This is a genomic window from Endozoicomonas sp. ALC020 (assembly GCF_049275935.1).
Classification (GTDB): Bacteria; Pseudomonadota; Gammaproteobacteria; order Pseudomonadales; family Endozoicomonadaceae; genus Endozoicomonas_A.
The window spans coordinates 590684-603914 of sequence record NZ_CP184830.1 but is presented as its reverse complement, the minus strand read 5'-3'; the positions used below and the strand labels follow the sequence as shown (position 1 = coordinate 603914).

Here is a 13231-nt window from a genome sequence, read left to right as displayed (position 1 = left end):
GCCCGGTGTCCCCCTGGCCTTGTCATCCCCGAGAAGGCAGAGATCCACCGTTGGCGCTGGATTCCCGCCTTCGCGGGAATGACGACTTCAGAGCGTGAGAACGAGCTGTTGGAGTTTTGCGACACCCTCAGAGCGTTGGAACGAGTTCTTAGAGTTTTGCGACAGCCTCTAAGAGCCCATACTCTTATTATTAGAGTGACTGATTGGTAAAAAAGTTCCGTCAGGATCTTATTGCCCGAAGCGGTATTCACTCATAGCGGGGTCAAAGGATTGTCCATGCCAACCTGTCGGCATGCTCTCAATCAGGCTTTACTATCTTCTTTGGCACCAGCATTTCCCGTTCTTTCGGGAAGCCATCTGCGCCAAAGTAGCGACGCTGCTCGCTGACCACGGCAATACCCCGATCCTCGAGTACTTCCTGGGCCTTCTCCGAATCCAGCGTTTCCCGGGTCAAGGTGCCCGTATTCATCCGAATACCTTCGCTCTTCAGCCGCTGCACCTCTTCCTCTATTGCCTGAAGTGTTGCCGGGCTCAGCAACGACGGGTCATGTTCGAACTGCATCTTTTCCAGCAGCGTCATTGCGGCCGGAACCCTCACCTGCCTCAGATCGTACCAGCTGTTATGAATACCATAAGTGATTCCTTTGTTCTGATCCGCCTTGCAGGTTTGGTGACTGGGGTCTGAACAGGTAATAATTCCGGCCTGTTTGGCAATTTTGCGGCGAACATTATCATCAATAAACCGCTCCATTCCTTGCACGGGCTCCGCTGTCCGGTCAAATTGCAGGGTGATTTTTTTGCCATCAGGCACCAGTCCGTAGACTTCGGTGTAGGGATTTTTGCGCCTGTCCATGGGGTGTGTGGTTGTTAACTGCACCAGGTCAGCCGCACCGTGCATGGCGGCTTCCAGATGCCGTTGGAATTCAGTCTTGTGGTCAGGCTTGCTGGTAAAATCCCTGGCCCACAGATGCGGCAGGTCAAGGTCGGAAGTGTTGAAAAACTGAGGCTGAGTCGCCAACCCGGGAAATTCAGGCTCAACGATATGGCGAATAAAGTCCATATGAACGGCAAAGCGTAATATGCGCAGATACCAGCGCACGGTTTCAGACAGCTTCTGATCCGCTGTACCACCGATATCGTTTTCCATATTGACTATCGCCAGAGCGACCTCATCCAGTAGCTTTTCAGGGAAATGCCCCGCCAGGTCCTGTTTGAAGTAAACAGCTGACCTGGTTTTTTCTGCCGATTTGTCGACATCTTCAGCTGCGGCACCCTGATAAATAATGGCCAGTGGCAGGAGACTTTTTTCGACTGGATTAAAAGAGTGAACCTGACATCTTTCCAGCAATTCCATGTACCAGAGCCCATTATTCCTGACCCGCAGAGCATGACTGCAAGGGTGTTCCTCTTTCCACGTTTTTTGAAAGAGTTTGTCCAGATTGGCCAACACCCGCTCCGGTCCAGGGCGACGGTAATAATGCTGTAACACCTTCAGGATGGTGTCTTCATTATCGCCGACATTATCTGGCAAGACCGGCGGTTTGCTGAATGCATCCACCATAAACTGTAACGCCGGTTTCACCGATGCGAAGCGATCGACCGGCAGATCAAGGGATTGTTTCAGTTTCGCGATTTGCTGATTGGCCTCCTCGACATGTGCTGGCCAATTCTGGTAAAGAGTGCAGGTTTCCCGTTTCTTCCAGAGTTCTTCAACCCATTCGATGTAACCAGCCACGGATAAATTATCAATAAGCTTTGCATTGTCATGGTGATAGGTCTTCAGATCGCGTTTAAACGAATCCATAACATCTTTGTCCGGGATAGCCTCGTAACGAAACAAGGCCAGTAGCTGGGACTCCAGGGTATCGAGGGCTAGATTCGGATAAAACCGCTTACGAGATAATATCTCTATCAGGCAGATCTGCCGTTGCTGATCATTGTAGTTCTTGCAAATTCGGTCAAATTCAACGACGCCTCCCGAACAACGGGTCAATGGTATATTCCAGAGGTTTTGTAAGGTAAGGAACTTAAATGGACCAAAGGCAGCCACCATATAATTGAACAGGTACGGTGGCAAAGATGGTGAAGTACAACCTCCCATCTGTCTGATATGGTCCTGGCCCCATGCAGTCAGTCTGGCCCCGCTCTTCAAAAGCAGCCGCAGTAATGGGTCAACTTCATCAACCTGGAATTCCGTTGCATGGTCATGGGCATTGTATCTTTCTATTTCAGAAAACAGGAACAGATCAAGCAAAGAAGTCATTTTTCCATCATGAAAAAAACAGCGGTGAATGGGCAAGCCTCTCTCCTTTAATGCCAGAAGTTTCTGGGCACTGTAAGGACAGGGATTACTCACCAGCTCGATGGCCTGTTGCCATTTATGTTGATCATCCGGCGGGATGGAAAATCCTGACCTCAGTGCCTCTGCTTGCAAATGCATTGGCAATAATTTCATTCTGTCCATGATTTTTTCTATAGATATATTCCCGGAAGGATCAAAACAATCCAGAGAATGCTCAATCTGGGCCAGATGTTCAGAGTCAAGTTCATCGTCATAACAGACCTCTGCAGACCCGGTTTTGCAGCAAAAAACAACCAGTGGCAGGGGGGGCAGGCTCAATGCCTGTTCACACTCACGCTTTTTCTGCAGAATATCCGAAATATTTCCAGGGACATCACTCACAACAAAAAAGCATTTGATGTCTGCTTTTCCATCGTTGGTGACCAGGAGTTGCGGAGGGGGTACGGAGCCACCGCGACATAATGTACTAGGTTTGTGGCTATCGTATTTGCCGGGCTTCAGTTTTGGCAAACTGAACCTGCCGTCCGCCCCCAGATGTCCTGAGGTAAAACGTTTATATACCTCCCAACCGGCTTGTTCTTGTATCTCTTTATCTTTTTCAGCCAATGATTGCAGATCAGACAGAAGTTTTACGTTCAGTTTATCCGCCTCTGCGCCTTGTTTCAGCGGCCAGGTATCTGGATTTTGTTTGTAGACATACAGGCAATCCGGGTCGACGATGCCTACCATCCATCGACCTCTCAGGTCCCCGTGGGGCATCCCCTGCAAGGCAAGGGTATAGGATCTTGGTGTGCCATTGTCATTAAAGTAACTGGCTACTTCGGCGGGTTCAATTTGCCTGATCGCCAGACGCCCACTCTCCGCCGCCAGGCGCAGTGCCTGACGCTCAGGTTCTCTGGAAGGCCCCGGTAGCCGTTTGGCCGGTTCGGTCGCTGTCCATTGGCCAGAGGCTGTTACCGACTGGGTGTTAAGGTTTGGCTGATGACAGAGCCAGGATGGGAGTTTTATGCCTCTGAAAATATTCATGATGATGCTCCAATAATCGTTATTATTTCCCTCTTCCCTGAGGAGGCTGTCGTAAAACTCTGGTTCCCGCCTTCACCCCCGTCATTCCCGATTTCATTCTCGTCATTCCCGGCTTCATTCTCGTCATTCCCGGCTTCATTCTCGTCATTCCCGCGAAGGCGGGAATCCACACTGACTCTCCACCAGAACCCTACTGCCCGGTGTCCCCCTGGCCTTGTCATCCCCGAGAAGGCAGAGATCCACCGTTGGCGCTGGATTCCCGCCTTCGCGGGAATGACGACTTCAGAGCGCGGGAATGACGACTTCAGAGCGCGAGAACGAGCTGTTGAAGTTTTGCGACACCCTCAGAGCGTTGGAACGAGTTCTTAGAGTTTTGCGACAGCCTCTGAGAGCCCATACTCTTATTATTAGAGTGACTGATTGGTAAAAAAGTTCCGTCAGGATCTTATTGCCCGAAGCGGTATTCACTCATAGTGTGGTCAACGGATTGTCCATGCCAACCTGCCGACATGCTCTCAATCAGGCTTTGCTATCTTCTTTGGCACCAGTATTTCCGGTTCTTGCGTAAAGCCAACGTCGCTACTAAAGTGGGGACGCTTCTCGCTGATCACGGCAATACCCCGATCCTTCAGCACTTTTTGGGCCTCCTCCGAATTCAGTGTTTCCCGGGTCAAGCTGCCGTGATTCATCCGAATACCTTCGCTCTTCAGCCGCTGCACCTCTTCCTCTATTGCCTGAAGTGTTGCCGGGCTCAGCAGCGACGGGTCATGTTCGAACTGCATCTTTTCCAGCAGCGTCATTGCGGCCGGAACCCTCACCTGACTGAGATCGTACCAGCTGTTATGAATACCATAAGTGATCCCTTTGTTCTGATCCGCCTTGCAGGTTTTGTGACTGGGGTCTGAACAGGTAATAATTCCGGCCTGTTTGGCAATTTTGCGGCGAACATTATCATCAATAAACCGGTTCATTCTCTGCACGGGCTCCGCTGTCAGATCAAATTGCATAGTGATTTTTTTGCCATCAGGAACCAGGCCGTAGACTTGGATGTAAGGATTTTCACGCTTGTCTAAAGTCGGCTCCCATGGGTGCTTGGTTTGCACCTGCACCAGGTCAGCCGCACCGTGCATAGCGGCTTCAAGATGCTGTTGGAATTCAGTTTTGAAGTCTTGCTCGCTGGCAGAATCGGTAGCCAAATGCGGTGGCAGGTCAAGGTCTGAAGCATCAGGAATCCGACGTTGAGCCATCGTCAATCCCGGAAAATTAGGGCTAACCCCTTTAGAGCGAATTTTGTCCATAAGAACAGCAAAGCGTAATACGTGTAGATAACAGCTTACGGATTCAGACAGGTTCTGCTCAGCTTTATCACCGGCCTTGTTTTTCATGTTGACTATCGCCAGTGCCATGTCATTCAACAGCGATTCAGGGTAGTGCCCGGTCAGGTCCCGTTTGAAGTAATCAGCTGACTTTGTTTTTTCCGCCGATCTTTCGACATCTTCACAAGCGGCCCCTTGATAAATAATGGCCAGCGGCAGAAGACTTTTTTCTTGTGGAGTAAAAGAATATGCCTGATATTTCTCCAGCAATTCCATATACCAGAGCCCATTATTCCTGGCCCGAAGCGCATGACTGCAGGAGTCATGTTTCCACGTATCCGGGAAGAAGTAGCCCAGGCTGGCAATCACCCGCTCCGGTCCCGGGCGACGGTAATAATGCTGTAACACCTTCAGGATGGTGTCTTCATTATCGCCGACATTATCCGGCAAGACCGGGGGTTTGCTAAAGGCATCTACCAAAAACTGTAACATCGGTTTTAACGATGCGTGGCGATAGTTCGGCAGATCCAGGGATTGTTTCAGTTTCGCAAGTTGCTCACGGGCCTCGGTGACATGTGTTTCCCAATTCCGGTATAGACTGTGGGTGTTGCGTTCCCACCAAAGACCTTGAACCCATTCGATGAAACCAGCCACGGATAAATTATCAATAACCCTCATGTTGTCATCGCAATGCGCCAGATCGCGTTTAACCCTATCCAGAACCTTATCGTCCAGGACAGCCCCGAAATGAAACAGGGCCAGTAAGTGGGACTCCAGGGTATCAAGGGTTGGTTTCTGAAAAAGTCGCTCACGAGATAACCCCTCTCTCAGGCAACTTTGCAATTGCTGATGATCGTATTCCTTGCAGATTCGGTTAAATTCAACGATGCCTCCCCAACAACGGGTCAATGGTATATTCCAAAGGTTTTGCAAGGTAAGGAACCTGAATGGAGCAAAGGCAGCCGCCATACAATCGAATAGGGCCGGTGGCATGAAAAGTTGACCATTTGATCCCATCGTTTTGATAATGGACAAGCCTCGTGCAGTCGGTATTGCCCCGCTCTTCAAAAGCAGCTTAAGTACTTGCAGAGCTTCGTCCTCCTGATCCGGAACGCTCTGTTCCCGGGGCTCGTTATTGAATCTTTTCAGCTCTGAAATCAGAAGCATATCAAGCAAAGAAGTAACCGTTCCTTCATGACAGAAACAGCGGTGAATGGGTAAGCCGCTCTCTTTTAATGCCGAAAGTCTCTGGCAACTGAAAGAACAGGGATCACTCACCAGCTCGATGGCCTGTTGCCATTTATGTTGATCATCCGGCGGGATGGTAAATCCTGACCTCAGTGCTTCTGTTTGCGTACGCATTGGCAACAAATTCATCATGCTCTTGAGAGTGTTAAAGCGTATATTCCAGAAAGACTTGAAAATATCCAGAGAATGCTCAACCAGGGCCAGATGTTCAAAGTCAAGTTCATCATCAAAACAGACCTCTGCAGACCCGGTGTGGTGGTCAAAAACAACCAGTGGCAGTGGTTCAATTTTCAGTGCCTGTTCACACTGCTTTTTATCCTGCAGGATATCCGAAATATTTTTAAAGGTATCACTGACAACAAAAAAGCATTTGATGTCTGCTTTTCCATAGTGGGTGACTACGATTTCTGAACGCGCGGGGTGATAAAAATATTGTGAAGTAGGCATAGAGGCATCATATTTGTACTCATTCAGTTTTGGTAAACTGAACATCCCGTCCGGCTCCAGATGTCCTGAGGTAAAAGGAGGATAAATATCCCACCAGGTTCGTTCCCTTATCTCATCAGATTTTTCAGCCAATGATTGCAGATCAGGCAGTAGTTTTTCGTCCGGTTTATCCGCAGCTGGGCCATATTCCAGCCACTTGCTGGCGGCATTTTTTTTGTAGACGTACAGGCAGTTTGGATCGACGATGCCTACCGTCCATTTCTGCTCAGCTTTCCGGCTCGAGCAGGGCATCCCCTGTTGGGCAAGGGTAAAGGTTCTTGGTGTGCTATTGCTATCCAGGTAACTGGCTTCTTCAGCTAATTCAATTTGCCGAACCGCCAGGCGACCACTCTTTGCAGCCTCCAGCAGTGCTTGTCGCTGATCTTCTCTGGAAGGCGGGGGTAGGCGTTTGGTCGGTTCGGTGGTTGTCCATTGGCCAGACGCCGCTACTGACTGTGTGTGAGGGTTTGGCTGCGGGCGCAGGCAGGAAAAACAATTTATACCACTTAAAGTATTCATGATGTCACTCCAATAATAGTTGTTATTCTCCAATTCCCTGAGAGTGGATACGTTCATCATTAGAGTGATTAACCGGGAAAAAGTTCCGGTCTTATTTCTTCTCTGGCACCAGCATTTTCCGTTCTTTCGGGAAGCCATCGTTGGTAAAGTAGGGGCGCTGCTCGCTGAACACGGCAATACCACGCTTGCTCAGCACTTCCCGGGCTTCCTCCGAATCCAGCGTTTGCTGGGTCAAGGTGCCCGTATTCATCCGTATACCTTCGCTCTTCAGCCGCTGCACCTCTTGCGCTATTGCCTGTTGTGTTACCGGGCTCAGCAGTGACGGGTCATGTTCGTACTGCATTTTTTCCAGCAGTGTCATTCCGGCCGGAATCGTCACCTGCCCAAGATCATACCAGCTGTTATGAATACCATAAGTGATCCCTTTGTTCTGATCCGCCTTGCAGGCCTGGTGGCTGGGGTCTGAACAGACAATAATACCGGCCAGCTGAGCTATTTTGCGCCGGACATTGTCGTCAATAAACTGGTTCATTCTCTGCACTGGCTCAGTTGTCCATTCAAAGTTTTCAGAGATCTTTGAGCCATTGTCGTTCAGACCGTAGACTTGGGTGTAGTTTTTTTTGCGCTCATCCAGAAGTTGTCCTGTTATTCGCGCCAGATCAGCCGCACCGTGCATGGCGGCTTCCAGGTGACGTTGGAATTCAGTTTTGTTACCAGACTCGGAGGTAAACTGACTGGTCAGCTGCAATGGTATGTCAAGACGTCTGGCGTCAAATCCCGGAGGTTGAGTCACCGTTAATCCGGGAAAATCAGCCCCAACCCCGCAACCACGAATAACGTCCATTCGATCCGCAAAGCGTAATATGCGCAGGTACCAGCGTAAAGGGTCAGGCAGGTTCTGCTGGTCTTTACCCTCAACATCGTTTTCCTTGCTGGTCATCACCTGTTCCATATCATCCAGCAACTGCACAGAATAGCGTCCGGTCAGGTCCCGCCTGAAATACTCAGCTGACTTTGATTCCTCAGCTGATTTGTCGACATCTTCGGCAGCCGCATCATGGTAGATAATCGCCAGAGACAAGAGTTCTTTTTCATCCGGGCTCAGGGAGCACAGCTGAAATTTCTCCAGCAATTCCATATACCAGTGCCCATTATTCCTGGCCCGCAGGACATGGCTGCAGCTGTGCTGCGGCTTCCATACTGCTGGCATTGTTGGTCTGACCAGGCACTGGATCACCCGTTCCGGTCCAGGACGGCGGTAATAGTGCTGCAATATCTTCAGGATGGTTTTTTCATTATCGCCGACATTATCTGGCAGGACCGGTGGTGTGCTGAAGGCGTCCACCACAAACTTTAATGCCGCTGGTGTCTGAGCTGCCAATGCTGTTGCCGATGCGCCAGAATCGTCCAGACCGAGCGATTGTCTGAGGTCCCTGATCTCCCGCTGAGCCTGCCGGACATGCTCTGGCCAATTCTGGTAGAAAGTATGTGTTTCCCGTTGCAGCCACAGGTTTTTGATCCATTGGATATAATCAGTCATGGAAAAGTTACCAATAACTTTCCTGTCGTCCGGGTAATACCATTTCAGAATGTCTTTAAGATCAAGCAGAATCTCTTCGTCCGGGCAAACGTCATAATGAAAAAGGGCCAGCAAGCGTGACTTGATCATGTCGAGCGATATAGAGTCGACAAACACATCAGATAATACCTCTTTCATACACTGCTTTAGTTGCCCTGGACTGTAACCCCGACAGATTCGGTCAAATTCAACGACGATTCCCGGGCAACCGGTTAAAGGTATTCTGCTGAGATGTTCCAGGGTCAGAAAATCAAATGGAGCAAAAGCAGCCACCAGATAATTCATTACGCCCACTGGCATTACCGGTTCTGAGCTATTGTTCATGTTGTCAATTTCGGAAGCAGCAGTTCCCAGCTTTGCCCCGCTCTGCAGAAGCAGGTGAAGTAAGCGACAAGCTTCTTCCTCCTGTTTCCGGGTTTGCTCATGCTCTGGCTCACGGTTTCTGTCTATTTCGGAAAACAGCAACAGGTCAAGCAAAGAATCAACAAATCCTTCATGGAAAAAACGCTGGTGAATCGGCAAGCCACTTTGTTTTAATTCCAGAAGCTTTTCATAACTGTAATGACAGGGATCACTGACTAATTTGATGGCCTGTTGCAGTTTATGCCTTACATCCGATGAGACGGTTAACTCCGAACTCAGTGCTTTTGCTCGCAGCGACATTGGCAGCAGATTCAACATGTCTCTGAAATGGTCTGGGGCTAAGCCCTGTGAAAACGCAAAATCATTCAGAGCACGCTCATTCGTGTTCAGGTTTACACTGTTCAGCTCGTCATCAAAATAGACCTGTACAGAGCCTGTGCGGTGGCAATAAACGACCAGAGGCAAGTTTTTAATCTTCAATACCTTTTCACACTGAGACCTGTCCCTCAGGATGTCGGAAATATTTATCTGTGCATCGTTGTAAGCAAAGAAGCATTTGATGTCTTCTTTACCATATTTGCCAAGCACCAGTTCCGGGAAATCATCTGAGCGGGTAGTATCGTCGGGCTTCAATTTAGGTAAACTGAACGTCCCGTCCGCTCGCAGACACCCCGAGGTGAAACGAAGAGGATAAACTCTCCAGAAGATTTGATTGCCACGTTCAAGACACCTGTTAAGCAATGATTGCAGATGAGGCAGCAATTTCACTGACAGTGTTTCCGGAGTTAAGTCAGGCTCTAGCAGCAGTTTTCTGGTCCCTGCGTCACGTTTATAAACGTACAGGCATTGTGGATCAACAATGCCCACCATCCATTCACCATAATCTTCTGGCACGCGCCCGGTGGGCATCATCTCTCCCGGCAGGGCGAGGGTGAAGGGTCTTGGTGCCCCCTTACCCGAAAAGTAATCGTTTTCTTTGGTCAACTCAATTCGCCGGAACGCCAGACGCCCAGTCTCAGCGGCCTGCAGTAGCTTCTGTCGCTCAGACTCTCCGGGGTGAAGCAGCCTGCTGGTCGATTCGCAGACAGTCCATTGACCAGAGGCTGTTACCGACCGGGTGTCAAGCTTTGGTTGAGGGGGAGGGTAGAAGCTCGCAGAGGTTCCCGTTCCCTGGGCAACGTTCATGGTAATACTCCTGTAAAACTTACTACCTGCTCACTTCCATATGGATCTACTTCCTCTGCTGGCGTACTCTGAGCATCAGGTACCGCCATCTTCTTTGGCACCAGCATTTCCCGTTTTCCCGGCAGGCCATCCCTGGTAAAGTAGGGACGCTGCTCGCTGACCACCGCAATACCTCGCTCCTTCAGCACTTTTCGGGCTTCCTCCGAAGTCAGCGTTTCCTGGGTCAAGGTGCCCGGATTCATCCGTATACCTTCGCTCTTCAGCCGCTGCACCTCTCGCTCTATTGCCTGTTGTGTTGCCGGGCTCAGCAGCGACGGGTCATGTTCGTACTGCATCTTTTCCAACAGCGTCATTTCGGCCGGAATCTTCACCTGCGCCAGATCATACCCGCTGTTATGAATGCCATAGGTGATCCCTTTATTCTGATCAGCCTTGCAGGCTTGGTGGCTGGGATCTGAACAGACGACAATTCCCGCCTCCTTAGCTATTTTGCGGCGAACGTTGTCGTCAATAAACTGGTCCATTCTCTGCACTGGCTCGGTTGTCCACTCAAAGTTTTCAGAGATCTTGGAGCCATTGCCAATCAGACCGTAGACTTTGGTGTAATCTTTGTTGCGCTGATCGTGAAGTCGCCCGGTTACCCGCGCCAGATCAGCCGCACCATGCATGGCGGCTTCCAGATGACGTTGGAATTCACTCTTGTTGTCAGGCCCGGAGGTAAAGTCTTCAGTCAGCTGCGTTGGTAAGTCAAGAAGTCCAGCGTTAAAACCCCGGGTTCGAGTCGCCGTTAATCCGGGAAAATCAGCCCCAACCCCGCAACCACGGATAACGTCCGTGCGATCCGCAAAGCGTAATATGCGCAGATACCAACGCACTGACACAGACAGGTTCTGCTGGTCTTTACCCTTAACATCGTTTTCCTTGTTGATCATTGCCTCTGCCATATCAGCCAGCAGGGCGGCAGGGTAGTGTCCGGTCAGGTCCCGTTTGAAATATTCAGCTGAACTTGTTTCCTCTTCTGTTTTGTCGACATCTTCGGCAGCCGCATCGTGGTAGATAATCGCCAGCGACAGGAGTTCTTTTTCTTCTTCGCTAAAGTAACGCTGCTGAAATTTGTTCAGCAATTCCATATACCAGTGCCCATTATTTCTGGCCCGCAGGACATGACTGCAGCTGTGCTGCGGCTTCCACACTGTTGGCATGGTTTTTCTGTGAAGGCTCTGGATTACCCGCTCCGGTCCCGGACGGCGGTAATAATGCTGCAATACCTTCAGGATGGTTTTTTCATTATCGCCGGTATGATCTGGCATGACCGGCGGCCTGTTGAAGGCGTCCACCATAAACCGCAATGCTTTTGATGTTATGGCTGCTGATGGGGTAGCCAGATTGTGAGAATTGCCCGGATCCAGAGATCGTTTCAGTTCCCGGATGTCCTGCTTAGCCTGCCGGACATGCTTTGACCAATTCTGGTAGAAAGGATGTGTTTCCCGATGCTCCCATAGTTTATTAACCCATTGGATATAATCTGCCACAGAAAAATCATCAATAACTTTCTTACCCTCTGGGTGAGACCATTCCAGACTTCCTTTGAGCCTGAGCAGAATTTTTTTGTCGGGGCAATCACCGTAACGAAAGAGGGCCAGTAAGCGTTGCCTGAGCATGCCGAGGTGTGGGTATGAACCCACATCAGATATAACCTCTTTCATATATTGCTTTAGTTGCTCTTGACCGAGACCCTTACAGATTCGGTCAAATTCAATAACACTCCCCGGGCAACCGGTTAAAGGTATTCTGCTGAGATGCTTCAGGGTCAGAAAATCAAATGGAGCAAAGGCAGCCACCAAATAATTTATGACACCCGTCGGCATTACTGGCTGTAAGGCACTTTCCATAGAGGCAATGTGTTGAATAACAGTTCTTTCCAGCCCTGCACCACTTTGCAGAAGCAGCTTGAGTAAGCGACACGCTTCTTTTTCCTGCTCCCCGGTTTGCTCGTGCTCTGGCTCAGAGTTTCTGCACGCTTCGGAAAGCAGCAACATGTCCAGCAAAGATCGAACACTTCCGTGATGAATAAAACTCTGGTGAATTGGCAAGCCACTTTGTTTTAATTTCAGAAGTTTCTCGTAACTGTAAAAACGGGGATTCCTCACCAGCTTGATGGCCTGTTGCAATTTACCCATAACCTTCGTTGAGTCGGTTAATTTTGAACTCAGCGCCACTGCACGCGAAGACATTGGCAGCAGGTTTAACAGGGCTCTGAAATGTTCTGGGGCCAGGCACAGTGAAAACGCAAAATCATTCAGAGAGTGCTCATTTCTGGCCAGGCGTTTACTGTCCAGCTCATCATCAAAATAGACCTGTACAGAACCAGTGCGGTGGCAATAAACAACCAGGGGCAGGGGGTCAAGCTGAAATTCCTTTTCACATTGATGCTTGTCCAGCAGGATATCAGCAATATTTATCTGAGCATCGTTGTATACACAAAAGCATTTGATGTCTTCTTTGCCATATTTGGTGAGCACCAGTTCCGGGTAATCAGCTGAGAAGGTGCCATCGCCGAGTTTCAATTTTGGTAAACTGAACGTTCCGTCCGCTTGCAGATGTCCCGAGGTGAAACGAGGATAAACTCCCCAGACAATCTTATCAGCACGCTCAAGAAGTCTATCGTGCAATGATTGCAGATCAGGCAGTTGCTTTACACCCAGTTGATTTGGGCCAGTGCCCCACGCCAGTTGCTGGGTGTTAGCATCACGTTTGTAGATATGCAGGCATTGAGGATTAACAATGCCTACCATCCATCTACCGCATCTTTCTGGTACGGTCCCAGTGGGCGCCATCTTCCCCGGCAGGGCGAGGGTGAAGGGCCTTGGTGCCCCCTTACCTGAAAAGTTATTTTTTTCTTCAGTCAATTCAATTCGGCGAAACGCCAGGCGTCCACTCTCAGCAGCGTGAAGTAGCTGTTGTCGAGCAGACTCCCGGCGATCATTGGGTAGCAGCTTGCTGGTCGATTTGCGCAATGCCCATCGGCCCGAGGCTTTTACCGACCGGGTGTCAAACTTTGATTGAGAGGGAGGGTACGGGCTCGCAGAAGTCCCCGTTCCGTGGGCAACATCCATGGTAATACTCCTGTAAAACAAATTACCTACCCACTTCCATATGGGGGCTTACAGTAATTTAGAGTCACTGGCTGGCGAAAAGTTCCATGTT

General features: G+C 49.8%; 5 protein-coding genes. All 5 read right to left on the bottom strand.

Annotated features, from left to right (window positions below; genetic code table 11):
* Positions 1-298: 298 nt before the first annotated feature.
* Positions 299-3328, bottom strand: a complete 3030-nt coding sequence (locus tag ACOJUO_RS02190) for a hypothetical protein (RefSeq protein WP_422138790.1) — start codon at positions 3326-3328, stop codon at positions 299-301.
* Positions 3325-3498: a hypothetical protein gene (locus tag ACOJUO_RS02185; RefSeq protein WP_422138789.1), complete on the bottom strand. Its 174-nt coding sequence runs from the start codon at positions 3496-3498 to the stop codon at positions 3325-3327. The genes ACOJUO_RS02190 and ACOJUO_RS02185 overlap by 4 nt, the downstream gene beginning before the upstream one ends.
* A gap of 345 nt (positions 3499-3843) precedes the next feature.
* Positions 3844-6897 carry a hypothetical protein gene (locus tag ACOJUO_RS02180; protein WP_422138788.1) on the bottom strand — a complete coding sequence of 1018 codons (3054 nt, stop codon included), beginning with the start codon at positions 6895-6897 and terminating at the stop codon, positions 3844-3846.
* A 91-nt stretch (positions 6898-6988) separates the two neighbouring features.
* Positions 6989-10024, bottom strand: a complete 3036-nt coding sequence (locus ACOJUO_RS02175) for a hypothetical protein (RefSeq protein ID WP_422138787.1) — start codon at positions 10022-10024, stop codon at positions 6989-6991.
* A complete protein-coding gene (locus tag ACOJUO_RS02170) occupies positions 10021-13140 on the bottom strand; it encodes a hypothetical protein (RefSeq protein WP_422138786.1) in 3120 nt (1039 codons plus the stop codon). The genes ACOJUO_RS02175 and ACOJUO_RS02170 overlap by 4 nt, the downstream gene beginning before the upstream one ends.
* Between the last annotated feature and the right edge of the window lie 91 nt (positions 13141-13231).

Bases quoted from the DNA above. Each gene is read 5' to 3' on its own strand.
- ACOJUO_RS02190 (WP_422138790.1), bottom strand. From the start codon at position 3,328: ATGAATATTTTCAGAGGCATAAAACTCCCATCCTGGCTCTGTCATCAG.
- ACOJUO_RS02180 (WP_422138788.1), bottom strand. From the start codon at position 6,897: ATGAATACTTTAAGTGGTATAAATTGTTTTTCCTGCCTGCGCCCGCAG.
- ACOJUO_RS02175 (WP_422138787.1), bottom strand. From the start codon at position 10,024: ATGAACGTTGCCCAGGGAACGGGAACCTCTGCGAGCTTCTACCCTCCC.
- ACOJUO_RS02170 (WP_422138786.1), bottom strand. From the start codon at position 13,140: ATGGATGTTGCCCACGGAACGGGGACTTCTGCGAGCCCGTACCCTCCC.